Source organism: Paenibacillus sp. J22P90 (assembly GCF_059692195.1).
Genome location: NZ_JCAUAY010000010.1, coordinates 103,410 through 127,737, shown reverse-complemented (window position 1 = coordinate 127,737; position 24,328 = coordinate 103,410). Strand labels below are relative to the sequence as shown.

Annotated in this window: 20 protein-coding genes; 2 read left to right on the top strand and 18 right to left on the bottom strand. The window is 46.0% G+C overall.

Going from position 1 to position 24,328, the window contains the following annotated elements:
• Positions 1-12: 12 nt before the first annotated feature.
• Genes AC58UX_RS27045 through AC58UX_RS26995 form a run of 11 tightly spaced genes read right to left on the bottom strand, consistent with a single transcriptional unit; the run spans position 13 to position 13,384 of the window.
• Positions 13-2,742: an alpha-mannosidase gene (locus AC58UX_RS27045; protein ID WP_497258524.1), complete on the bottom strand. Its 2,730-nt coding sequence runs from the start codon at positions 2,740-2,742 to the stop codon at positions 13-15.
• Between the two features lie 32 nt (positions 2,743-2,774).
• A complete protein-coding gene (locus AC58UX_RS27040; RefSeq protein WP_497258522.1) occupies positions 2,775-3,602 on the bottom strand; it encodes a glycerophosphodiester phosphodiesterase in 828 nt (275 codons plus the stop codon).
• 49 nt (positions 3,603-3,651) lie between these two features.
• On the bottom strand, positions 3,652-4,371 hold the full coding sequence (locus tag AC58UX_RS27035; RefSeq protein ID WP_497258520.1) for a ThuA domain-containing protein: 720 nt from the start codon (positions 4,369-4,371) through the stop codon (positions 3,652-3,654).
• 30 nt (positions 4,372-4,401) lie between these two features.
• Positions 4,402-5,460: a Gfo/Idh/MocA family protein gene (locus tag AC58UX_RS27030; protein WP_497258518.1), complete on the bottom strand. Its 1,059-nt coding sequence runs from the start codon at positions 5,458-5,460 to the stop codon at positions 4,402-4,404.
• Between the two features lie 13 nt (positions 5,461-5,473).
• A complete protein-coding gene (locus AC58UX_RS27025; RefSeq protein ID WP_497258516.1) occupies positions 5,474-6,523 on the bottom strand; it encodes a LacI family DNA-binding transcriptional regulator in 1,050 nt (349 codons plus the stop codon).
• A gap of 35 nt (positions 6,524-6,558) precedes the next feature.
• Positions 6,559-7,128, bottom strand: a complete 570-nt coding sequence (locus AC58UX_RS27020; RefSeq protein WP_497258514.1) for an HAD family hydrolase — start codon at positions 7,126-7,128, stop codon at positions 6,559-6,561.
• Positions 7,121-8,137, bottom strand: a complete 1,017-nt coding sequence (locus AC58UX_RS27015; protein ID WP_497258512.1) for an ABC transporter ATP-binding protein — start codon at positions 8,135-8,137, stop codon at positions 7,121-7,123. The genes AC58UX_RS27020 and AC58UX_RS27015 overlap by 8 nt, the downstream gene beginning before the upstream one ends.
• Positions 8,130-9,185: an ABC transporter ATP-binding protein gene (locus tag AC58UX_RS27010; RefSeq protein ID WP_497258510.1), complete on the bottom strand. Its 1,056-nt coding sequence runs from the start codon at positions 9,183-9,185 to the stop codon at positions 8,130-8,132. Before AC58UX_RS27010 ends, AC58UX_RS27015 begins: the two co-directional genes overlap by 8 nt.
• A 23-nt stretch (positions 9,186-9,208) precedes the next feature.
• A complete protein-coding gene (locus AC58UX_RS27005; protein WP_497258508.1) occupies positions 9,209-10,354 on the bottom strand; it encodes an ABC transporter permease in 1,146 nt (381 codons plus the stop codon).
• A 3-nt stretch (positions 10,355-10,357) separates the two neighbouring features.
• Entirely contained in the window at positions 10,358-11,404 is a 1,047-nt protein-coding gene (locus AC58UX_RS27000) for an ABC transporter permease (RefSeq protein WP_497258506.1), read from the bottom strand.
• A 42-nt stretch (positions 11,405-11,446) separates the two neighbouring features.
• Complete coding sequence (locus AC58UX_RS26995) at positions 11,447-13,384, bottom strand: ABC transporter substrate-binding protein (protein WP_497258504.1); 1,938 nt, start codon at positions 13,382-13,384, stop codon at positions 11,447-11,449.
• A 692-nt stretch (positions 13,385-14,076) separates the two neighbouring features.
• Between AC58UX_RS26995 and AC58UX_RS26990 the strand changes: the two genes are divergently transcribed.
• Positions 14,077-14,670, top strand: coding sequence for a TetR/AcrR family transcriptional regulator (locus AC58UX_RS26990; protein ID WP_497258502.1), 594 nt, complete (start codon positions 14,077-14,079; stop codon positions 14,668-14,670).
• Positions 14,671-14,693: 23 nt separating this feature from the next.
• Here AC58UX_RS26990 and AC58UX_RS26985 read toward each other — a convergent pair whose 3' ends face one another.
• From AC58UX_RS26985 to AC58UX_RS26975, 3 genes are all read right to left on the bottom strand, one after another.
• Positions 14,694-15,707 (bottom strand): DJ-1/PfpI family protein, encoded by a 1,014-nt coding sequence (locus AC58UX_RS26985; protein WP_497258500.1) that lies wholly within the window; start codon positions 15,705-15,707, stop codon positions 14,694-14,696.
• A 10-nt stretch (positions 15,708-15,717) separates the two neighbouring features.
• Positions 15,718-16,368, bottom strand: a complete 651-nt coding sequence (locus AC58UX_RS26980; RefSeq protein ID WP_497258498.1) for a DUF2306 domain-containing protein — start codon at positions 16,366-16,368, stop codon at positions 15,718-15,720.
• Positions 16,369-16,536: 168 nt separating this feature from the next.
• Complete coding sequence (locus tag AC58UX_RS26975; RefSeq protein ID WP_497258496.1) at positions 16,537-16,830, bottom strand: RNA polymerase alpha subunit C-terminal domain-containing protein; 294 nt, start codon at positions 16,828-16,830, stop codon at positions 16,537-16,539.
• Between the two features lie 210 nt (positions 16,831-17,040).
• Here AC58UX_RS26975 and AC58UX_RS26970 point away from each other — a divergent pair, with 210 nt between their 5' ends.
• Complete coding sequence (locus tag AC58UX_RS26970; protein ID WP_497258494.1) at positions 17,041-17,325, top strand: hypothetical protein; 285 nt, start codon at positions 17,041-17,043, stop codon at positions 17,323-17,325.
• Between the two features lie 145 nt (positions 17,326-17,470).
• Here AC58UX_RS26970 and AC58UX_RS26965 read toward each other — a convergent pair whose 3' ends face one another.
• The 4 genes from AC58UX_RS26965 to AC58UX_RS26950 all read right to left on the bottom strand — a co-directional run bounded on the left by AC58UX_RS26965 (position 17,471) and on the right by AC58UX_RS26950 (position 24,245).
• On the bottom strand, positions 17,471-17,650 hold the full coding sequence (locus AC58UX_RS26965) for a Spo0E family sporulation regulatory protein-aspartic acid phosphatase (RefSeq protein WP_497258492.1): 180 nt from the start codon (positions 17,648-17,650) through the stop codon (positions 17,471-17,473).
• Positions 17,651-17,815: 165 nt separating this feature from the next.
• On the bottom strand, positions 17,816-20,758 hold the full coding sequence (locus AC58UX_RS26960; RefSeq protein ID WP_497258490.1) for a family 78 glycoside hydrolase catalytic domain: 2,943 nt from the start codon (positions 20,756-20,758) through the stop codon (positions 17,816-17,818).
• A 44-nt stretch (positions 20,759-20,802) separates the two neighbouring features.
• On the bottom strand, positions 20,803-21,618 hold the full coding sequence (locus AC58UX_RS26955; protein WP_497258488.1) for a nucleotidyltransferase domain-containing protein: 816 nt from the start codon (positions 21,616-21,618) through the stop codon (positions 20,803-20,805).
• A gap of 155 nt (positions 21,619-21,773) precedes the next feature.
• The gene (locus AC58UX_RS26950; protein ID WP_497258486.1) at positions 21,774-24,245 is read right to left on the bottom strand and encodes a family 43 glycosylhydrolase; all 2,472 of its coding nucleotides are present in this window, start codon (positions 24,243-24,245) and stop codon (positions 21,774-21,776) included.
• Positions 24,246-24,328: the final 83 nt, after the last annotated feature.

Sequence of the window (24,328 nt, the reverse complement as noted above, 5' to 3'; positions counted from 1 at the left end):
ATGAGCATTGCATTATTGTTTTATTCCAATTGTTATAATCTCGCAGGAGCCCACAGGCACCTCCATCTGACCCTCCGTATCTGTAGCGATTTGGGCAACGTGGTCCTCAGCAATACTACTCTTGTAAAAATCGTTACATGCCAAATTCGAGCGAAGCTGCAAGCTAGCGGATTCAGAGCTCATGTTGTACCAGCGCAGAAACAAATCATTGGTTTCCTCGTTTATTTTCATCGAAGAGAACGCTAGCTCACTGCCTTTCCACTGAAATGACGCAAACGTTGGTGCAATCCGTCCATGGTGAATCTCCGTCTGGCACAATGTCCAAGGAGTTTGGAACTGGTAGGCTTGGCTATAAGCACCTGACTGAATGCCATTACCGTTATGTGGAATGAGGGACATATGGACAGTCTGAACGCCTAGACATTGCGCTTCTGGCGTAGGGAACAAGCCCCAGTCACCAAGCTCGCCGACTGCACGAAGCAGCGTAATCGCAATCGTATTGCGACCGTCACGTAAAACCTCGTATTCGTTCAGTCCTAAATTAGCGACTACCAAGCCTGCCGCAGTCTCACTGGCGTCCACAAACGCTTGCTGATGCTGCGTATTGCTTGGATTGATCCACTCTTCTGCTGGAACATTGTCCCGCTGCGGCACTTCAAACATCGTGTCCACATGATGAATCGGTGTGTTCAGATCAGTAGGGAACAACATCCGTAACCTGTGGTCTTTGGCTTGATTATTGAACGTAGATGTAATCTCTACGCCTTGACCTTTGCGGCTCAAACTAACAACGGTACGAATCTGCATAGGTACCATACGCTTTGAACGCTGGGATTGGCGAGTCCCAAAGTAGCTCAACATCCGTTGCTCTTCATCCAGCATGTCATCCGCAGAAGCAGGTACTTCCCACTCGTGGACAATTTCGATGGACGCTTGGAACGGAGTATCCTGCAGCACGCGAATTTGTGCGGTCAGACCACTGGTGGTTAGCGGTACCTCACCTTCAGGCTGTTTATACATATACTCATTTCCGATATCTCCTGTATTCTCATAGATGCCTAAATCGCGATAAACTCGACCATTTCTCTTATCCGTCAAGCTAAAAGAACCATTCGCGCCCACTTCGATCTGCAGAAACTCATTCTCCAGCACGCGGTCTCCCGCTAGCAATGAAGAAACAGGCAATTCTGCTTCTCGTTTCACCCAAGCATACGTCTTCAGCCCCAAAGCAGGAACATTCTCCGCTTCAAAGGTAAGCTTCACTCTGCGGCACATATAAGGCTGACGGAATTTGTCTTCCGGCAGATCGTATCCGAACTGCAAGCCAAGATCGTCAGATGTGTATGGAATAGCATCGCCGTTCTCATTCACCAACACCCTGCCTGAAAGGTCCACAGCCTTCACCATTTCGCCTGCCTCTTCAGGCGTGTATCCATCACGGAAGTACACACGCAAGGCGTCCAGCTCCATACTGACAACACCGCTGCGTTTCCATCCGGTCGTATTCATTACAACCAGGGGCAAGACATTTCCGCCCATGCCTGCGAAGCTCGACGTATCGATCATGTCGGCGATCGCTCGTTTGCTTTCCGCTGCGATGGCTTCTGCCACATGCCGGCTTTTCTCGAAGCGCGTCACCATTTCACGGTGCACTTCGTCTACGGAGCAGCCGCAAATGCTGTCATGCGGATGATTTTGCATGAGCGTTTTCCACGCATACGTGAACAGATGATGCGGGTATTTCTCCCCGGTACCGAGGATATGAGCCAATGAGGCCAAAGGTTCTGCCACTTTTTCCAGCATGGCTTGCCCGAGCTGATTCATTTGCTTCAAATACACGCGCGCTGAAGCGGTATTTACCAGCGTATTCCAACCGTCTGTACGTTGGCTGCGCAGTTCCCCTTTTACAACCGATAACTGATGGTTCAAGGAGCGCTCAACAGCTACTAAATAATCGTCAAAATTGGAATGAATAAACGTGACATCCGGGTATAGCTCACTCGCAACTTGCAGCGCTTCTGACAAATTCGGCTGGATCGGCTGATGATCGCAGCCATTCATAAAGAGCAGCTCGCCCATCGATGCATATTTCTCCGCATCCGCCAGCTTTTTATCCCAATAAGCAACAGCTTCCTCGCGATCAACAGGAATTTCCCAACCATTGTTATACCAATTGGCAAAAAGAATACCAAGAACCTGGGAACCATCAGGCCCTTCCCAGAGCAGTTCGGAGAAGGAGGATTCGTATCCGCCATCCGATACCGTATTATTAAAGCCCGTTGGCTTCACGCCACGACCAAAGAACGCATTATTAATTCCAAATTGACGCATCAATTGCGGCGTCTGCCCGACTAGACCGAACGTATCCGGGTAATACCCGATTTTCGAAACAGGGCCAAACCGCTTCGCATCTTGATGTCCAATCTGCATATTTCTCACGTTAGCTTCACCGCTGGTAAGAAACGCATCCTGCAGGATGTACCAAGGACCAATCAGAATTCGGCCTTCCTGAATATAGGCAGTCAATCGCTCCTTTTGTTCCGGACGAACCTGAAGGTAATCCTCTAGAATTATCGTCTGTCCATCCATAAAGAAGCTGCGATAATTCGGATCTTGGTCCAATTTATCCAGCAGCGTATCTACGAGCTTTACGAGACGAACGTGATGTTTTTCATAAGGTAAATACCATTCCCGATCCCAATGTGTGTGGGAAATGATATGTGCTGTTCTTTTAGTCGTCATCATCCTGCTCCTTGCCATGTGTGTATGTATGTTTAGATTTCTGTTAGACGCTCTTGCTTCACTTTCACTAAAGCCGCAATGTTGCGAGAAGTAATGGACTGAACGCCCATCTCCATAAAATGTCTCATGTCAACTTCTTCATTTACCGTCCAAATGTATACCGCAAGCTCATAACGCGCCGCAAGCTGGAGAAGCTCAGGCTTAACATAGCGATAATTAATGTTGAGACCAAAACAATTTGCGCTTTTAGCATCCTCACAGCTGATCTGTGCGGCTATCGTCTCCGTATTCGTTTCAAATAAGGAAGTATCCACGTTCAGCAGCTTGCGTAATTGTGGATTCGTGTTGTTCACTTGATGGGCACGCTTCGTCTGACATCCACTAAGAATAACCTGCGCTATTAACCCTTTTTGCTCGATTAATTGGGAAACAGGCTCCACGCATGCGTCTGATTTAATATCTAGATTCATAATTTTCCCCGACGCCTGTACGATGGGAAGAACCGATTCCAAGGATATGATACGAATCGTCTCGCCTAGTGACCCATGATGAGCTTGGATATCCAACGTAGATAGCTCTGCATAACTCGTTTCGGAAATCCGAACTTCGGTTCCATCGGTCAAATGAACAAGATCGTCGTGGGATAGCACAAGTACCCCGTCAGAGGTAATTAAAATATCTTCTTCTATAAAATCAGCACCGTGCTGAATCGCTGTCTCGATGGAAAGTAAACTGTTATCGTGTGTACCCATACACCCTGTATGTGCGGTTAGCAATGGAAATGGCTTCATGACTTTCACCTCAATAAAAAGATAATGCTTGCGAATCCAATCCTTCCAACCCTCTGAATATGATTGCATTCGCAAGCCAAACAGCTTCTTTCACTGAGAAAGAAGCTTGTTCTGACGTTTACTTCTTAATTTCTTCTAAAGGTTGATGGTGCCCGTAGAACGTTTTTTCTCTTTTCACCGGGGCTGTCCACTTCACTGCATTGGCAATGACGCGTTGGACATCTTTGTTATGATAGGTAGGATACGTTTCATGTCCTGGGCGGAAATAGAAAATTTTCCCTTGACCGCGACGATACGTACATCCACTGCGGAACACCTCCCCACCCTGGAACCAACTGACGAAGATCAATTCCTCCGGTGTCGGAATATCGAAATGCTCGCCGTACATTTCTTCCTCTTCCAAATCGATATAAGGGCCAATTCCCTCTGCAATCGGATGGGATGGATTAAGGACCCATAGACGCTCTTTTTCGTCCGCTTCTCTCCATAGCAGATCGCAAGAAGTTCCCATCAATTTGCGGAACAGCTTGGAATGATGACCGGAGTGAAGGACAACGAGTCCCATACCCTCATGCACACGTTTACAAATACGATCAACGACGTTATCCTGAAAACCTTTATGCTCAACGTGTCCCCAATAAATAAGAACATCCGTCTGATCCAGTTTCTCTTGCGTTAACCCATGCTCAGGCTCATTGAAGGTTGCACAGCTAATCTCAAAGCCATCTTGGCTAATTCCGTCGGCAATGGCACCGTGCATCCCTTTTGGATAGATGCGAGCTACTTCTTCTTTTCGTTGTTCTTGAAGAAATTCATTCCAAATCGTCACTCTGATCATAAGAGCACTCCTTCATCTATTCGAATGGATTTATAAGCTTCTCGTCACGCCGTCTTGCGCTGAATCAATGATCGCTTGCAGCACTTGTTGGTTACGGTACCCGTCCATTAATGTTGGAAGGAGCGGCGTTTTCTCTTGCTCCAAGTAATCCACGAAATCCTGCAGCATAGGCTTCAGTTTTTTGTCATCCAAGTGGATAACGCTCTCGGTCAGTTGTAGATTTTCGCCTGATCTAAGCGTCAAATGAACTTCATTCGGCCGTTCCACTGACATGCGGACCGTGCCCAAATCGCCAAATAACGTCACATTAAATTGATTGCCCGTACCGATCGCATTTTTATGCGTATAAAACGACCCCATCACTCCGCCTTCAAGCACGCACTGAAAACCAGTATAATCGTCCACATCGACTTGGGCATATTCCCCGGTCCGCTTATCCAATCGGCGATCCGTGAATGTGGTCATCATACCAGACACCTGTTTAAATTCACCTACAAAAAACCGTGCCGCATCGACCATATGTGAACCGATATCCGCTAGTATACCGGATCCAGCCATCTCTTTATTAAATCGCCACGTGTACTCTTTATTGAACATTGGCGCGTTTTCTTCTTGTAAGTAATGCGCAGCGATATGCCGAATTGGACCTAATGTACCATCCGTAACGAGCTGTTTGACGTATTGAAAGCAAGGTCTATAACGATACGAGAAGCCAATCATACAAGGAATCGGATTTGCTTCATATAATCGTAGCAATTCATCCGCTTCTTCCATCGTACGCGTAAATGGCTTCTCCGAGAAAATCGGCTTACCGAACTCAATCGCACATTTTAAGATGTCATAATGGAATTTATTGGAGACACCTGAAATGAGAAAATCGATGTCAGGATCAGCGATGATGGCTTGAAAATCACTGTATCTTTTCTCTGCAGGCAGATTCAGACGATCCCCGGCTTGTTCAACAGCTTTCGTATTCACATCACAAATGGCAACTACGCTTGTATTGGGAATTTTCGCAAGATTGTTCATATGATAATCGCCAATACCGCCAAGACCAATAATGCCTACGTTCCATTGTTTCTTCGTCATTCAGCTCTCTCCCCTATTTGTGCTCTTCCTCATGATCAATCGTTGAAACGGAGTTTCTTTCGATAATTTTGCCTTCAACTATTATATTTTCAGGGCAATCGCCTTGCAGCACGCCTAATTGGTGCATTAACAAGCGGACAGACTGAGCCCCTAATTCGGATGGCTGCAAGTCCATGCTAGTTAGCGACGGGTTCGATTGCACCATCATCGAGTGATCTCCACAGACCACAAATATAGATACATCCCCTGGTACACTGAGGTTGAGGTCCTTGATCGCATTGAGTGCACTAAATGCAGTGCGGTCATCATCCGCAATAATCGCGGTTACTTTTTTGTTCATCTTTCCAATACTAGTGATCGTCTCTTCATAGCCATAATCCATGTATTCACTAGAGTTCACTTCAGGCGGCTTATGATGAATCATGTGTTCCTCGACGTCCAGCCCATGCCTCTTCATGGCATCAATAAAGCTAGCTTTTCGATCGATGGATACCGTCATGTGCTCATTCGCATTCAAAAACATAATATCCTTATGGCCTTTATCCACTAAATAGTTGCAAATGTTGTGCATCATCTGGGCATTATCGTTATCCACACTCATCGAGTGCTCAATATTTTCATTCATCACGTGACCTACTGTAACAAAAGGGATCTGTCCCATATGCATAAGGTTGATACGCTCATCATTTGCCGTAGGCCTCATCACGACAGCCCCATCGATCGGATAGCTTGTTAAGAAAGGTGTTTTCACCTCTTGTACAGGAATGATATCTAGCAAGACCCTATATCCGTAAGCAGCGGCTTCCAGAATGACCCCGTTGATAAACTGTGTATGAAATGCGCTGAAGAAGAAGCTTCCGTGCGGGATGGTTAACCCAATCGCCATCGTCTTCTTGGTAACCAAGCTGCGCGCTGTATGATTAGGGACATAATTCAATTGTCTGGAAACACTCATTACACGCTCTCGGACTTCCGTGCTCGTCGGTCTTTTTTGGCTAAAAACGTTAGAGACCGTCCCTTTGGAGACTTTCGCTAATCTTGCAACATCATCAATTTTAGCCATGGTTCGATAATCATCCCTTCATTAACAATATCCATTTATTGCAATTGTGCATTAAGCTTCTCGACTAAGTCAATCAAATCTACAGGATTGCTAATGGTATAGTCTGGTCTTTGGCTTTCGTCTTCATGCACCTTCGGATAGCGAGGCGTCCAGCTCAAGAATACGCTCGTAATCCCCATTTCATTCGCACCTTTTACATCTCGACTCAGGTTGTTGCCTACCATAATGATCCTTGGGATATCCTGCTCCGTGAGCTCCAACGCCCCCATTGCTGCCTTAAACATGCGAGGATGTGGTTTAGCCGCTTTAATCGTTTCAGAATAAATCATCGTTGTAAAATAATCATATAAGCCATGGTCTGTCAGCATGTTTTTAAACGATTGCGCTCGGCCATCCGCTACAAGAGCTAGGGTATAGCCGCGTTCAGCAAGCGTCTTCACCATAATGTCTGCCCCTGGAATAATATCCGCTTTGATAACAACATCATAGTCATCTCTAATTTCAGTTGATTCATCAATAATGGTATCTCCACAGTCTAGAAATACAATTAGTTTCTTCGCATTTGGGTCTACTGCAATATGATCATTCGTTACTCGTTTATTCATGAACAACACCTCTTAAGTTTAATTCGTCAGCATAATGACATGCCGCAAAATGATTATTACCGATGTCCCGCAGCTCAGGTTCTTGCTGAACACACTTGTCGGTCTTATACATACATCTAGGATGGAAGTGGCATCCGCTTGGCGGGTTGGCCGGGTTCGGAACTTCGCCTTCGAGAATAATCCGTTCCTTCTTATAATCGGGATCAGGCTCAGGTACGGCCGACAGCAGCGCTTCCGTGTAAGGATGCTTCGGATGATCAAATAGCGCATCCACAGGTGCTAATTCTACGATTTTCCCCAAGTGCATAACAGCCACACGGTCGGAAATGTTTTGCACGATCGATAAATCGTGAGAGATGAAAATATACGTAATTTGAAGCTGCTTCTGCAGGTCTTTTAACAAATTAATAATTTGTGCTTTGATCGAAACGTCCAAGGCGGACACCGCTTCATCGCACACGATCAGTCGAGGCTGAGAAATCAAGGCCCGCGCAATCGCGATCCGCTGTCTTTGCCCTCCAGAAAAGGCATGCGGGTACCGTTTGAGGTAGCTGACATTCAACCCTGTCTTTTCTGCGATCATGGTTACTTTTTCGTCCAATTCCGACTTCGTCAGCTTAAAGTTGGCGAGCAGCGGCTCAGCGATAATATCGTATACGCTCATTCTAGGACTTAAGGAGGAATAAGGATCTTGGAAAATCATTTGAATATCTTTTCTGAATTTTTTAAATTCTTTCCCCCGAAGACCTAGAAAATCAAGCTTCTCATCGGCTTCCGTATGGTAAATGACTTCCCCAGATGAAGCGCTCATTCCCCTAACGATGCAGCGGCCAAGTGTCGTTTTGCCGCAGCCCGATTCACCTACGATACTTAGCGTCTCCCCCTCCATCAGCTCGAACGAAACGTCATTCAACACACGAACGGAGGAAGGCTTGCTGAACAGCTTATTTTTATCTTTGACTTCAAAATTTTTGATGAGATTGTTTACTTTTAAAATCGGTTTAGACATCCTTATTCACCTCCCCTTCATTCGTGTAAAGGAAGCATCTCACCATATGGTCATCGTTGATTTGCGTTTTCGGCACGGCTTGTTTATTGCATACGCCTTCAATGCGGTCCTTACACCGTTCATAGAAACCGCACATTGGCGGCATATCAATCGGCATTGGAACCGTACCATCGATCGATTCCAACCGCGCATTGCGATTGCCAGATAATTTGGGCATGGAATTGAGCAGGCCTTTTGTATAGGGGTGTTTCGGATTTTTGAATATTTCCCCTACCGTCGATTGCTCAACAATTTTCCCTAAATACATAACAGCGACTTCATCACACATCTCAGCGATAATGCCAAGATCATGTGTAACCAGCAAAATAGCCATGCCAAACTCTTTTTGAAGCCCCTTCATAAGCTCCATCACTTGGGCCTGAATCGTCACATCAAGTGCAGTCGTTGGCTCGTCGGCGATCAGCAACTCCGGATTACAGGATAGGGCCATAGAGATCATCGCCCGCTGACGCATCCCGCCTGAGAATTCATGGGGATATTGGTCAAACCTTTTCGCTTCATCCGAAATGCCCACTTTGCTTAACATTTCCAGGGCAATTTTTTTGGCCTCTTTCTTATCCTTGGTACGGTGAATGAGAATCGATTCCATGATCTGATTGCCAATCGTGTACATCGGTGAGAATGCCGTCATCGGCTCTTGAAAAATCATCGCAATTTTTCGGCCGCGAATGGATCGAATCTGTTTTCCGCGTGTATCTAGCGATAGCAGATCTAACTGGTTTAATGCCTTCTCCGAGTTAGAGTGATAAACTATCTTACCGGAGGTTTCGCACTCTTTTGGATTAATGGAGATAATGGCTCTGCTCGTTAAGCTTTTCCCACAGCCAGACTCGCCAACAAGTCCCAGTGTTTTTCCTTTTTTTATCTCAAAATCTACCCCATCTACGGCTCTCATTTCCCCATTATCCATTTGAATACGAATCTTGAGATCTTGAACAGACAGTAGCGGTAATTCGGATTGTGAATTAACAACAGCTTTTGATGTCATGACATTCCCCGCCTTACTTTGGTTTATTTCTTGTATGGATCGGCTGCATCACGCAATCCGTCGCCTAGAAAGTTAAAAGTTAATACGGTAACAATGACAAATCCTAGTGGGATTAGCTTCCATGGATACAAAGCGATATTCTCAATTTGCTGTGCTTCTTGAAGAAGTACGCCCCAGCTGGTCGCAGGAGAACGAATACCTAGCCCTAGAAAGCTCATTGCGGTCTCTCCCAGAATCATACCCGGAATGGCAAGCGTCGTCGCCACAACCAAATAACTGATAAACCCTGGCAACAGATGCTTGATAATAATTTTTGCGTCGCTAACACCGGCGATTTTAGCTGCCAGCACGTATTCTTCATTTTTTAAGGAGATGAATTTTCCGCGCGCTACCCTCGCTAAATCCGTCCAACCTATGAACGCAAAGATGATGACGATGTAGAGATACATGGTGACGACAGGAACCCGTGCCGGTATCGCAGCCGACAAAGCCATCCATAGAGGAAGCGTCGGAAAGGAACGAATGATTTCAATGAACCGCTGGATAACCGAATCGATCCATCCGCCGAAATATCCGGAAATCCCGCCGATAAATAATCCAAGCACAAAGCTAATTCCTACCCCGATGAGAGGAATACTTAGTGAAATTTGGCTGCCGAGCGCTACACGCGACAACAAGTCTCGACCCATTCCATCTGTACCAAAAAGGAAGATACGACCTGGCTCATCAACACCAAATAGGTGAGTTTTCGTAGGGATTAAGCCCAGAAATTTGTAACTTTCCCCTTTTACAAAGAAACGAAGCGGATGGCGGACGCTCTCGTCCTGCACAAATTTTTTCCGCAATGTCACAGGATCTCGGCCTGATTTCAACTCATTGACGAACGGTCTAATGTGAAAATTCCCATCGGCATCCTTAAAGCTTAACTTTGTTGGCGGAGCATTCACATATTTACTGTCATAGCTCTCCAAGCCATAAGGCGCGATAAACTGAGCCAAGAGGGCTAAGATGTAGAAAGCAGCTAAAATAATTAAACTGACACGAGCTAATTTATGTTTTTTCAACCTGCGGTACATAAGACGCCACTGCGAGCTGTAATAGACATCGTTATTTTTGGGACGCTTGAATGTGGTTACGAGTTGGTTGCGAATTGTCGCTATTGTTTTCATAGGTCACACACCTCTGAATGCAGTGCGAATTTTTGGATCGAGCCATGCTAACAAAATATCCGAAATTAAGGTACCTACAACCGTTAGCACTGCCATAAACAATAACCACGTGCCCGCCAAATACATATCCTGGGCTAATAATGCGTTATACATAACTGGACCTTGAATCGGCAAATTCAGAACAATCGCTGTAATCGTCGAACCTGTAAAAATGGACGTTAGCGACCACCCCAGCGTACTTACAATTGGGTTAAGTGCTGCACGTGTCGGGTACTTCAATAGTATCTTCGTTTCGGATAAGCCTTTGGAACGTGCCGTTACGACATTCGGCTTATTCAATTCATCCAACATTTGACCTCTCATTACACGAATGAGCTCTGCCGTGTTCGCCAAACCAATAACGATGATTGGAATAATCATATGCTTCAGCAAGTCAACAACTTTGCCCCATGACCATGCAGCACTTGCGTATTCACTTGAAAATAAACCTAACAATGGATCGCCAAAATACACATAGGACAAATACATAAGAATGATTGCCATCAAAAAGTGAGGCGTCGCCATACCAAGAAAACCAAAGGCCGAGAAAATATAATCACCAATGGAATATTGTCGTACTGCACAGTAAATCCCGATCGGAATCGCGATTGCATACGTAAACACCATCGTCGCCAGAGAGACGATCAGCGTTAGCGCCATAAATTGGTTGATTACGCTCAAAACAGGTTTGTTATAGCTAAATGAGTATCCGAAATTAAAATCAGTAAAAATGTTTTTCATCCAATCCAAATATTGAATGAACCAGTGTTGATCCAACTTCAAGCTTGCTCTCATTTCAGCCATATCAGCTTGTGTCATGACCTCACCTGCCGCGGACATCTTCGCCGCATACGATGAAACATAGTCGCCAGGAGGCAATTGAATGATATAGAAGACGATGACGGATATCACAAAAACAACGGGTATGACCAAAACAATTCTTCTTAAAATATATTGGAGCATCTCGATCCTGTCCTCTCCGGTGAATTCGATGATCCTTTTAAAACGCATACTGGGGAAATCATTTTCCCCAGTATGGAGTTATAGAAAGATCTATTGTTTGATAAAGAATTGAGAAGGATGTCCATGCCCTAGGTTACGGAATTCATCTGCATAGATTATACTCTTAGGCACGTTTCCAATTTTATTTGAAGCAACAACCAGCCTAGGTGTTGGGCCGGCATATCCAATCAGCCATTGATTCTTCTGATTCAGTTTAATGATTTCATTGCTCCACTTCGTGATATCTTCCTTCGTTGTGGAGGATTTCACTTTATTCCAGTAATCCAACACTAGCGCGATGTCGCCTTCCGGTTTAACACCGTCTTTCCCATTGGAAGATGTGTACAAGCCGTAGTTTCCAAGCCAAGGTGTAAGTACACGCAGAGGAACGAGTGTATCCGGTCTGAACGCGATGTTAACAAGTGAAATGTTCTCGGTTGTTACTGGAATTTTATTGGCATATTTGAGATCGGTATGCGTACCGGTATCAACAACCTTGATATCTACCTTCAAGCCGACTTTCTCATAATATTTTTTAACAAGTTCTAAGAACGACGCTGTGCTCGTATTCGGCTCAATGATCGTGATCGTTAAATCAGAACCGTCAGCGTTCATACGGAAGTTATTCTTATCACGCTTCGTTAAACCAAGTTCATCCAACAATTGATTGGCACGCGCTTGATCGAATTTACTCCATTGGTCTGCCCAGCCTTTTTGGTAGCCTACCAGACCTTCTGGAACGGAAGCTTGCTGTGGTACGCCTAAGCCATTCGTTACAATTTCAGAAATCTCTTTGCGGTCAACCGCTACGGAAACAGCCTCTCTGAACTTAATGTCTTGGAACAGCTTGCGCAGATTCGGATCTCCGATCGTTTGGTTAAATTGAAGACCTGCACTTGACCAAGTCGGCGTCGTCCAATTCATAACGGTGAACGCTGCTTTCTTCTCATTTTCTTTCAACACTGTGAAATCTTTGAAGTCAAAATCAAGCAGATTATAGTCGCCAGCTAGCGCGCCTAGTACTCTTTGTGCCGGATCTTGTACTTTGGTCGCTACCAAGCGGTCCATATAAGGCAATTGATTTCCTGCGCTATCGACTTTCCAGTAGTACGGATTGCGCTCCATAATAAATTGATCACTGTTCGGGTCGTTTTTAGCTACCCAAGGTCTTAATGTAGGGATCTGAGGATTAATCCAATCGTAGTAACCTGTTGCTACCAAGAAAGATTTTACATCTGCAAAGCCCCATTGCTTCGCGATTTCAAGCGCCTTCGCGTCTCCTACAAACTCAGGCAAAATCGTTTTGTGGAAATGGGCTGGTGCGAAGAACCATTTGTTATCGATCGCTACACGCTCCAAGAATTGTACGCTTGGATACTTATGAGTAACTTTGAACGTATAATCATCAACCTTCGTTACTTTCGCTAAAGCTTTTTCTCCAGATACAGGATCAACGGAGTAATAAGCATCGTAAACTTTTTTACCGAAAGTCTCTTTCGTCAGCATGTGCTCCCAGTAGAAGAGAACATCATCCGCTGTGAAAGGCATACCATCCGACCACTTCATGCCTTTTCTCAAAAAGATCGTGAATTCCGTGGAGTCTTTATTCACTTCAAAGCCCTTCGCAACGTTAGGCTCAATCGTACTTCCATCTTTATTAAAACGGAAGAGAGACTCCTCTGTCGGTGCACCTACCGTCCAGCGATCATTCGGACCGCCCCAAGGCATTTTCCAGTCGCCGCCGTACTTTCCGATCTCATCCGTTACCTTTTCAACCATAATGTCGTCTTTCGCTGGTATCCGTTCAGCCACAGGCTTCAATGTTCCAGCTGTTACAAGTTTAGCTAACGCCGGGGCTTCTTTATATCCCTCTATCTTTACAGGTGCTGACGCAACTGGTGCAGTCTCTTTCACTGCTGAACTTGCTTTTGGACTTTCGCTCTCGCTCTCACATGCCACAAAAACAACTGCAAATATCATCATCATCATTGCTAAAAACAATCTGTTTTTTTGCAAGCCAATCCCCTCCATGGTTTTAAAGTAGATACGGGTACTTCAATAGGCCATAGTTCTTATGTGGAAATTGTTCGAGTTCACCTCCATGGTTAGTTAACTTTAAACCGGTTTAATAAACATAATTAAAGTGCCGATATCTATTTGGTTAAACCGTTTTAATAAAATTTAAATGACTTATTCCTTTGGGGGTTAAACCGATTTTATGAGAAAGTAGAACACGTCTTCTGATATTGTTAAACCGATTTAATAAAAGCGATTAAATGACCATGATTCGTTGCTGTTAAACCGTTTTAATAAAAACCTTAAACTCCCCTGCTTCTTTGAAGTTAGATCATAAAAACTCTTAATCCCCTGCTTCTTCGGGGTTAAACCGATTTAACTAACTTTTGTAAGCGCTTAATATATGCTATGAATGGTCCCCTCAGCATATGTATACTTTCGATCACCGTTTTTATTAAAGCGGTTTAATCTCGAAATATGTAAGCGCTTGCTAGGTAATATTTGTATCTTACATCTATTTTTGATGTATTGCAACCGTTTTTTTAGAATAGTGAGAAAATTCCGTTAAGCGCTTTACCTACTAGGGCATGGAGAGTAAGCAGGCGCGTCACGATGTGGTATAATTGAGTTAAAATGATCAGTTTAGCTAGAGAGGAATCAGTATCATGCGTAAAGGTGAACAAACGAAACTTCGCATCATTGAAATATCGGCTGTTCTTTTTAACGAAAAAGGGTACACAGGTACCACCATGCAAGATATTATGGACGCTACCGGCTTAACCAAAGGTGCGATTTACCGCAGCTTTGCCAGTAAAGATGAGATCGCGATTGAAGCTTTTCAATACGCTGGACAAGTGTTATGGCAGCATTTCTCTGCCGCGATCGAATCTCAGGACACTGCGATGGGCAAAATTTTGGCCATGTGCGATGTGTACCGCGACACCGTTCATAACCCTCCTATCTCAGGAGGATGCCCTTTCTTAAATACAGCGGTCGAAAGCGACCACTCCTTCCCCGTTCTGCGTGAACATGCGCTTGGCGCTTATACGCAAATGTTGGGCTTTATTCAAACCTTGCTGGCTCAAGGGGTGAGCGATGGAGAATTTCAATCGGAGATGGCGCTGGAATCTGTCGCCTCCTTTATCTTCTCGTCCATCGAAGGCGGCATTATGGCCAGTCGATTATCTCGAGACAACAGCCATGTCGCGTATGCCATGGAAAATATTAAACGGCTGCTCATGACCTATAAAGCTCATTAGCAGCCGTTTTTCTCCACGCGTTATCAGCTAACGCGTCTACCTGAAACCTTGGAAGCAGGCAGCATCCCCGCTTTGGCAGTTCCGATCATGACGTCACCCTGCACAGCTACCTCGAATTTCAAATTCAATCTCATCGGCTTCTTCACCTTCTGCGTCCACGATAAAGTGCCACCATCCAAAATGGGATTTAAAAATTCGACGACCTCATCACCTTGGGCAGCTGTGCCTTGGATGAGTCCATCCTTTTTGACGATGGTTAGCGTGACGGACATTTTGCCAATCGGGGTTGAGATCGCCGTTTGCCATGTGCCTGCGATAGCATTTTCAGAAGACGCTGCGACACTGGATGTCGGCATTTCTTCAGCAGGCTGCTCCGAGCTGGCTCCAAAGTTGATTGGCACAATGCCTTGCGACCGCCAAACCGTACCTCTTCGTTCATATTCGAATAGTTTCTCAACGGCAGAAGCGATTTGCGGCCCTACTTCACGCTCAACCAGGTACAACGCCACATCAAGTCCGGATGTCACACCTCCCCCGCTTACCAAGCGATGCCCATCTTCAACGACTCTTGCTGCAATCGGAATGGCACCTGTGGCGCCTAGCGCAGCCATCCCCAAATGATTCGTCACCACATAGCGTTCCTCCAACAATCCCCCCATGGCCAGCACCAACGAACCTCCACATACCGTCGCCACCGTGATATTCTCATTCTCAAGCGCTTGTTTCATCAAGGCTGTCAAATCCGACTCCATCGCTAATCTCAAAATGTTCGGAACCGCATCCTCCGAATCTCCCTCTGGTTTTCCTGAACCTCCAGGAACAAGGATGATACCTGATCGGCTTGGATCTAGGGCAGCGTGCGCTTCAATAGCAGGTCCGTTCATACCACTCGGGACCGATCGTTTCCCCTCCGCGGATACGAGCTCCACGGTTATGGCCCCACCCGCATACATGGACGCCGCAGCGAATACTTCATAAGGGGCTATGGCGTCCAAAAGATCAAAACCATCAAATAATACGACTTGAATATGCATCAAAATGCCTCCTTTAGATGATCGTACTAGGCTTTCTAAACACCGTTCGAATAACAAGCTCTGCAGCCAGCATGAGAACTAAGATCGATCCGTACACCGAAATCGTATAGCTGGTTATGTAGACAAGTCCGACCCCTTTATGGAGCAGCAAAGTTAAGGCATGAATCGTCAGATTCGTAAAAACAAAAGCATAGCTTCTCGTCATCCACTTGCGATGTTGATTCACTTGTTTCTTTCTGATCTTAACAATCGCGATGATCGTCATGACCACCCACACGATATTCATCAAGTTGAACCCCATGCTGCTAGCCTTCCCGCCGGTCGCATACGGGGCCATATAACCGGAAGTGATGTCAACGATGAGCACCGAAATCAAGTAAAAATAGCCATTCAGACGGTGGAACTTGCGGTGTTTCTTTATGATCGAAGATGAGAAATTAACAGCCCCCGAAATCATAGCGATACATGCGAAAATGATATGCACATTCATCACCTTCAGCCAGACTGCCGTATTTAACGCTCGTTTGAGTGCCGTTTTATGGCTCAGAAAATTGGATGCATCTGGATCATGAACAAAGTTGGCGTACAAAACGTACACAATGAATAATGCTGACACTGTCACCATTAGAAAATAAGCCTTTTTACCTGATTTACTTAGGTTCATCTTTTCACCCTTCCACATTAAAATAAAAAACCGAACCGTACGGTCTTTTTTATTATATATTAAAATCACTCATATCTTCTATTTAATTTGTTACAAAAATAAGGAATCCGACAACCTTTATAAATTAAACACAGCCCCCTGATGTTGGGGGCCGTGAGCAATACGAACTTAAATTTTGAATGACAACCCGTTCTCCTGCAAAGCAGCCCGAAGCTTGGGGAGTGAACCTGGTCCCATGCCGTGATATTGTAAAATCTCAGCTTCGCTGCAGTTCGATAGCTGTGATAACGTGACGATGCCGTGATGCTCCAAAGCGCGTCTGGCTGGCGCCGAGAGTGTTGATAGAAACCCGGATTCCGGCTTCAGCTCTTGTTCACACGTCGGACAGGTCGGGCAGTCGCTGCTTTTGTAGTACTTGTGTCCTTTGTTGCAAATTCTTAATGTTTTCTTGGTAATTGCCAATCGTCTACACTCCTTCCTCTATGTACACAATGATGGATTCATATTCCCTATTTTACCATAAAAAGACCTCTATCATCCTCTCTGAGCTAAGGGTAGTTTCTACTAATTTCTCTTGTAGTCATACGTGGAAAAGTATACACTTTTCTAAGGATAATCGTTTTCCTTAGTGCTGAAAACAACGCATTAAGAACATGGGGAGGCAACATAAGAATGGCATATACAGCCGAAATTGAAAGAGTAAAAAACTTGCTTCGCCATGCGAAACAAGTATCGGGCGACAGCAACCAAGCGAATGAAAGAATCAAGAGTCTGAGCAGCAGACTTGAGGCGCTTCAACAGCTTGCTGGGGAGAGTACCGTTCCAGCTAACGAGGCGGAAAACGAGAGCGCTTCTGAGGAAGTCAATGAGGAAGCCGCCACGGAAGCGAATGAAGAGGTCGCTGCAGCTGAGGAACAAGTTGAAGAACAACCTGCTTCGGAACAGCCCGAAGAGTAGCTAATAGGCTGGCCACTAGTAGATTCTTCTACTTCGGGTCAGCCTATTCGCATTGAACACATACCCCAAAAAAGCAAAAAAGCACGCTCACAATCTAAGCGCACCCCCTAATTCCTATTTTGTTGTAATGCGGCCAATCCTAAACTTAGCTAATCAGTTTCAGCCTCGCTTTTTTAATAATGAGCTTTTGGTACAGTAAAATATAACGATCTAACAATTGACTGACGGATACGACTTTATCATGTGTAAGACTACCATTAAGCAAAGCTTGATTAATCATCTCAAAGCGTAATGACTCAATTTTCTCTTGAAGAATTGATTCCATCGTATCCTTCTCCATTCACATGATTTTAGGTAAATTCTTTACCTTTAGTTATATTTTAACTGCAGTCTATTAGGAAATTATTAAAAATTTATTTGTAATAAAATTAATAGTTTTGCTGCACAAACAGCCAGCAAACCCAAAGGTTTGCTGGCTCATTCATGTACGCTACGAACTCGGAAGTTCTCTCACTCGACTGACCCTGATCGTGCAATCCGCTGGAACGCGAATATCAAGCTCGGTATGTTCAGGCGCTGTAACAACGAGCGAAGCAATCTGCCCATTCTCCGCTTTCCAAGCAACATCGATGCATCCGCCCTGCGGCAGCGGTACCGTTCCACTCGCCCAGCTTAAATCGCCGGTCATCGGTTCGATGATCACTTTTGCCCACCCTGGTGCAGCTGGGCGCACGCCTAGCACATAGGCCCCAAGGAAATATCCCGGAGCTGCGGACCAGGCATGACAATGACTACGAGTCAAATCATTCTCGTTTGCACGATTCATCGTCGTATGCCCGTACATTTCCCAGCACGTTGTCGCATCGTTATCGAGCATAAAGCCGAAATTATCACGCATGTCATCGAGCATCCATTGCACGTTGCCAGATTTCATTAATGTCTCGTAATAGAAGAAGGACATGAACGGACTGCCAATCGGTACGAACCCCTCCGGCGTAGCGGTCAAGTATTCACTCAGTCTTGCAGCTCGCTCTCCTGCTGCAACACCGACGAGCAGCGCCATCACTTGCGTCTGCATGCTAAAGATGTTCGAGCGTCGACCTCCCGGATGGATACAATCAAGATAGGCACCACGCTCCTCACTCCAGAGATGGCGGTTGATCGCTGTTTTCATTCGGGCAGCAACCTCCCTGCACGACGCACCTCGCTCTGACAAACCAGCGAACTCCGCCATGGACGCCGTTTCCTCCAGCGCTTTCACCAACATCACATTTTGATGTGTCACAATCCCATCATTCGGTTGATCCATCGGCGCCCAATCGAGCAGGTTCCAGCCTTTCATGTCCAATAAACCGTCAGCGTTAACGCGCTCCAGATAGGCTTCTAACGTCAGTAACATCTTCGGTAGCATATCGGCTGCGAAAGCTCGATTACCCGTATGCTCCGCATACTCCCGACAAGCCACAATCCAGAAGAACGTCCAGTTCGGAATGACACTCGTCCATGCGCTAGGAACCTGGTCGCCATATAATGGCGTCTGAAACTCAGATCCCGGGACTAAACGCAGGCATCTCTCTACAATCTCCGTCCCGCCAAACGTATAATAATTGACGAGCGCTTCGTTGCGGCTGTCCCCTACCCAGAAGGCCTGCTCATAAGACGGACAGTCGACAAACGTATCCTCCATACAGAGCTTCGTCGTATGCTTGGAAATATCCCAAATTTGATTCAGCTTATAGTCGGAGCTTCGGAAAGCACCGATCTCGGGAGCCGGATAGTTGCTTTGCACGACTCGAACATCACGGATCAGCACCGGCTTCTTCGCATCGCGGACGGTGACAATTAGATATCGGAACCCTCTGCGAATTGGGGATGCGTATCGTTGATTGCCTTCGCGCGTCACATAACGAAGCGTATTATCCAAACCGAACGTATGCTGAACATACGCGTCCTTCCGATATTCGATGCCATACCAATCGACGGTAATTCCCGCTTCGGCTTCCAGTTCAAATTCGAGGAACCCGCTCCACTCCTTGCCGAAGTCGAGCATGAACTCGGTGTCTCCATCCTCGAACACGGGTACAGCGCCTGGGTCTGTTGATGCGACAGCGATGCGTTGCAGACTAGCGGGCACGGAGAAAGCCTCCGATTCGCGCTTAGCGAACTGCGGCATGAAGGCATCATCCCCATTAGCCACGCTGTGAGGAACTGCCGTGACCGGGTAACCTGTGGCTCGCAGCTCTTCGATGCTCGCCAGCGGAGCGATGCGATCAGCGAAGCTGACTTTCTCAGCTTCCCACGAGGCGAATAAAGCATCCTGGTCGATATAATCGATACAGGAGTAGGTAAAGGAAGGGCCGATGCGAACGAACGGTGACATCGGCTCACCAGCCGCTGGCAACTCCGCCTCAAGCGGAGAGATCCATGCGATCTCTTGATCCGCATCAACGCCAATTCGGTTACTAATGCCGTGCTCAGGACCGTATACCGTGTACAGCAAGAGATGATCACCTGCCGGCAATAGAGCACGAATATGCCTTAGCGGCGGCTCCGCTTCTAGCTCCTCTTTTGTATACAGCCGCTCTCCAAGCCGGACATCACCTAGCCCACCAACGTGAAGCGTGACGCGGACTTCCGCTTCCTCTCGCAAGCGAAGGATCGTCGCAAAAGCGCCACAGAAACGAATATGGTTGGCATTCTCTTCTCCAGGAGCCTTCATCAGATGGTACGCGTCGATAAAAGCAGTTAGTTGATAGGGGACCACCTTATTCAAAGAGAGCACACGCGTAGGCAGCACTGGCTCCTCCGTCAAGTACGGAATATCCCTCGGCACTAACCGTACCCATGGCGCCACACCTACGGGTCCGATAACCTTTGACTGCTCCCACTCAGCATCTGAATATGAGATTGACGTCCAGTCTTCCGCAAGCTTCCTGCCATCAATGCGCTCTGCGAAGGCTAATTGGCAGGACATACGGGAGACTGCTGGGTCTTGTCCGGCATGCACTAACGTCCGCCAGTCGGCCCCCGTCTGAACCAGCGTCCTCTCAATACCACCTGCGAACACATCTAATTGCGCAAGCAGCCCGCCTCGTTCCCTTAAATATTGAAAGTTCGAAGCGCCAAAATGCATCACTTGCACGGCAATTGTATTAATCTCGCCACGTCGCAGTAGGTGTCCCACCTCATGCGCGTCATAGAAAATATCCGTCGGAAAATAACGAACAGGACCTCTTCCCACTCTTTTCCCATTGACGTAAGCTTCATAGCGGGAATCCGCTGTAATCCATAAGATAGCCTTCTCCAATAGTCCCAAATCCTGCGGACAGACGAATGAGGTTCTAAACCAGCGCCATTCATTGCGCGGACTTTCCTCGGAACCTCCCCAGATCCAGTTGGCCTTCCATGGCGTGTTTTTTTCAAAAGTGGACATATTTGTATACCTCCTAGACGTAGTTAACTTTGTTTTGTTAATCCCTAACGATCACTGATGGGAGGCTCCCCATCCAACCAGTTCCATTCGTTGTTCACGATAAAACGGCTGACCGATTCATTCGGTGTGATTCCCCAATTATGAAAGGAACGAATGCACGCGATGAATGCGCTTATCGTTTCCGTACTTGGCTTAGTAAGCATCGCATCCTGTAATTCCAAATACGATGCTGGTTTTTCAATGGCTCTTTCCAACGCACTCAGCATGGATTTATGGCAGGGAAAAAGTATGCGGTTGTAAGCTAGAATGAGTCTCCCCGCAAATAACACAACTTGACTGACAGCATGCGATAATAAGTACGTGTTGTCCAACGCCAACGCTCGCTTGGCAAAATATCCGCCATACAACTCCACTTGCGCATAAAAGTCTGTGAAGTTCCGCTCACGGTTAGCTTCCGGATAAACGGGTATACGCTGGACTAGCTCACTTAAATCAGGAATTCGGGAAAACGCCACGATCGCTCCTTCAAAAGAAGCACGTGTCGGCTCGCTCCCTCTTGCTGCCGCTGCCTTCAGGAAATCATAGTTGATGATTTTCCCATCATAATAACCACCCTTGTACTCACAGCCTTCTTCTGCATAATAAAACAATGCATCCCGCTGTTTTCTCTCTTCAAAAATTTCATCTCTTACAACTAAGTAGCAATCAATATCTGAATCCTCTCGTGCTACACCTTTGGCCACAGAGCCAGCGATAATGACAGCCAAGTAATCGGCATCCTGCCCAATCCGATTCACTAAATGTGTAATCGCTTTCTTGTGATGGTCTCTGATTTCATTTTTCTTTACTTCCTCGCTCATTGAACACATCCCCCAGAGATTGGTCATTCTCATCATAGCTCATTTCGATTGATAAATTGGGTGGCATTCGCGACATTTACATAGGGCAAATGTGACAATCAGAAAATGTCCCTAATCAGTACACAAGCGGCCGATTAGGGACAACTCTTAATAAATTAATGAGTCACACTAAAGTTATCAAAGTGAGTATGCGCATAATGCGCCCTGAGTCCAACCTTTCCACTGATAAACGGATTATTGTTGTCCGTATAGTTAATTTTCGGATTGGTCATATCCCCCACATACACTTTGATGTTGCTTCCACTGACAACCACTTTCATATGATACCAAGTGTTGGTATTATACGTTACGGATGCGGAAGCCAATGTGGTCCAGTTGTAATTCTGTTTGCCCAGTGCAACGCCACCCGTTGAAATAAAAGCAAAATAGCCCTGATAGAAGTCGGTGCCAAGACCGGGATCATTACCGGCGCCACCTTGCGCAGGATTTTGCACCCGCACCATAATCCCGCTGTTGAGCCCGCTAATCCCTTTGATATCGGTCTCAACCGTGTAATCAGACCACCCCGTGCTTCCCAGTGTTCTTTTGCCAATATTATCAATGCTTGCTTCACCGCTTTCTATCGCCCAGTTGCCACCGCTCCAGTTCCAATCACCGTTAAAGGAAGTAGCGAAGTTGTCTGTTTTCGTAAAAGAGGAATTATCCGCTTCTTCAAACTGTAACGTATAGAAATCAAATTCACCTGTGACAGTTTCAACTTTGATCGTATGGTTGCCTGCTGTTAGGTTTAAGCCTTTTATGGTATATGTCTGCCAATTATCCCAGCCTCCCGTACTCGGGAGTGTAACCACACCTGTCACATCCGTTGCATCTAACCATACCCTTACCTGTGTGCCGGTATAGGTCGTTGCATAGCGTAAACCCAAATTATACGAACCATTAGCCTTTACGCTAACATTGTACTTATACCAATCTCCTGTGCCGTTCCAGCCAATATTTACGCCACCCTCCGGATTATCTCGGATATCGACATTGTCATTTCGAATATATTTGCCGCCTGCGTTCCCGCTTGTCGTATCGTGATAACCTACACCTTCACCACCGGAATTATAATGTACGGCTTGTATCGTCCCTGGAATTGGTTTGTATACATCAAAAATACCGCTTCCGTTTACTTTGTTGCTCGCTGCTATATAGCCGAATCTACCTTCGTCATCACAGGTCAAATAGCCAACCTTGCCAGCGCCCAATCTATTGCTGATCTTCGTTTCCAATAACATATTATCCACAAAATATTTATACGTAGTGCCATACTTCTCAACACGAATCGTATGCAGTTTCGAAATATCAAAGCCAGCAGGTAAAGGCGTGTTGACTTGCGTATCCCAGGAACCATTGACTAGCAGAGTTGTCTCCAGTCGATTGGCATTCCCATTTAAAATGGCAACCCCATAGTTGCTGGCATCCACATAGCCATACACGGCTCCAAGTTTCGGTTCTATGGTTCCCTTGGAAACTTCCTGAACGTTATATTCAGCCGTATAGTCACTTGCAGTTGTGAAGGTATTTTCATAATTGATATAAAATGCTGTGCTTCCCTTCGCACTCTGGGTCATAAAATTATTCGAAATTCCCCAAGTGCCTCCGTTCAGATTGCCATAGCCACCCCCTACACTTGCTCTTTGAAATCTGTCCTCAAAGTTCGGTAAAGCTGGATTAGGCATCGACCAATTGGTTGGTCCGTACATCGCCATCTTATCGCCATTCCATCCGATTGCATCCAGATTGAGATGACGTTTAAAGGAGCTTCCCGTAAAGTCTGTTAAATTGTGATAAACCGTGTAATAGGTATCCAAATCCGGTCCAATAAAGATACCGTTGTGTCCAAGTCCTACATGGGAACCTTCCGTGTTCAATAGTATTGGATTCATATTGTTCGAGGTAAACGGTTGTCGAGGGCCTGTCGTATTCGAGTAAGCATTTACCCTATATCCGTTGCTAACGACGTGATTTCCAGTAGCCGTTAGATGATATACGCCATTTCTTTTGAGAACCGTCGGCCCTTCCGTCCATTGTCCGCTCATTTGGGTGCCGCCAAGCACCACATCGCTTCCGATCGAAGTAGGACTGCTCATAGGAGCTGCATGAATACCGTCGCCGCCTGCGCTGTAAAAGGTCCAGCTGCCGCTATCGTCAATAAAGACATGCCCGTCAATGCTGTGCCCCAAATTACCAGTCGCTAGGGTAAATGGTCCCGTTGGGCTGGTGCTCGTCAACACATAATGACCGCCACCGCCCGGAGACGTATACATGTAGAAGGTACCATTCCAATACACCACTTCAGGCGCATAACCGTCCGCAGTGATAGATTCCGTGGAACATAACCCCGCATAGCTCCAATTAACGGCATCGGTTGAACTCCAGCATTTGAAGCCTGGTTGACCCGTGCTGCTGTACAAATAGTACATGCCATTGTGTTTCAGTACAAAAGGGTCTCCTATCCCTTCCGTTGTCGTTTCATTGGGCAGCGTCATATGATTCGTATACGCAAATACACCTGAACTAGGTAGAAATAGAGCAAATAGCATACACACAATCGCTACCATTTTTTGTGTTACTCTCAACATCATTCAGCCTCCTCATAATAGGGAATTGCTCCACAAAATGATAGCCCTCTCATTCTGTGTGTCTTCATTTTATCATGCTACTT

Coding starts and splice junctions, on each gene's coding strand:
- AC58UX_RS27045 (WP_497258524.1), bottom strand. CDS start 2,742: ATGACGACTAAAAGAACAGCACATATCATTTCCCACACACATTGGGAT.
- AC58UX_RS27040 (WP_497258522.1), bottom strand. CDS start 3,602: ATGCAATCATATTCAGAGGGTTGGAAGGATTGGATTCGCAAGCATTAT.
- AC58UX_RS27035 (WP_497258520.1), bottom strand. CDS start 4,371: ATGATCAGAGTGACGATTTGGAATGAATTTCTTCAAGAACAACGAAAA.
- AC58UX_RS27030 (WP_497258518.1), bottom strand. CDS start 5,460: ATGACGAAGAAACAATGGAACGTAGGCATTATTGGTCTTGGCGGTATT.
- AC58UX_RS27025 (WP_497258516.1), bottom strand. CDS start 6,523: ATGGCTAAAATTGATGATGTTGCAAGATTAGCGAAAGTCTCCAAAGGG.
- AC58UX_RS27020 (WP_497258514.1), bottom strand. CDS start 7,128: ATGAATAAACGAGTAACGAATGATCATATTGCAGTAGACCCAAATGCG.
- AC58UX_RS27015 (WP_497258512.1), bottom strand. CDS start 8,137: ATGTCTAAACCGATTTTAAAAGTAAACAATCTCATCAAAAATTTTGAA.
- AC58UX_RS27010 (WP_497258510.1), bottom strand. CDS start 9,185: ATGACATCAAAAGCTGTTGTTAATTCACAATCCGAATTACCGCTACTG.
- AC58UX_RS27005 (WP_497258508.1), bottom strand. CDS start 10,354: ATGAAAACAATAGCGACAATTCGCAACCAACTCGTAACCACATTCAAG.
- AC58UX_RS27000 (WP_497258506.1), bottom strand. CDS start 11,404: ATGCGTTTTAAAAGGATCATCGAATTCACCGGAGAGGACAGGATCGAG.
- AC58UX_RS26995 (WP_497258504.1), bottom strand. CDS start 13,384: ATGATGATGATGATATTTGCAGTTGTTTTTGTGGCATGTGAGAGCGAG.
- AC58UX_RS26990 (WP_497258502.1), top strand. CDS start 14,077: ATGCGTAAAGGTGAACAAACGAAACTTCGCATCATTGAAATATCGGCT.
- AC58UX_RS26980 (WP_497258498.1), bottom strand. CDS start 16,368: ATGAACCTAAGTAAATCAGGTAAAAAGGCTTATTTTCTAATGGTGACA.
- AC58UX_RS26970 (WP_497258494.1), top strand. CDS start 17,041: ATGGCATATACAGCCGAAATTGAAAGAGTAAAAAACTTGCTTCGCCAT.
- AC58UX_RS26965 (WP_497258492.1), bottom strand. CDS start 17,650: ATGGAATCAATTCTTCAAGAGAAAATTGAGTCATTACGCTTTGAGATG.
- AC58UX_RS26960 (WP_497258490.1), bottom strand. CDS start 20,758: ATGTCCACTTTTGAAAAAAACACGCCATGGAAGGCCAACTGGATCTGG.
- AC58UX_RS26955 (WP_497258488.1), bottom strand. CDS start 21,618: ATGAGCGAGGAAGTAAAGAAAAATGAAATCAGAGACCATCACAAGAAA.
- AC58UX_RS26950 (WP_497258486.1), bottom strand. CDS start 24,245: ATGTTGAGAGTAACACAAAAAATGGTAGCGATTGTGTGTATGCTATTT.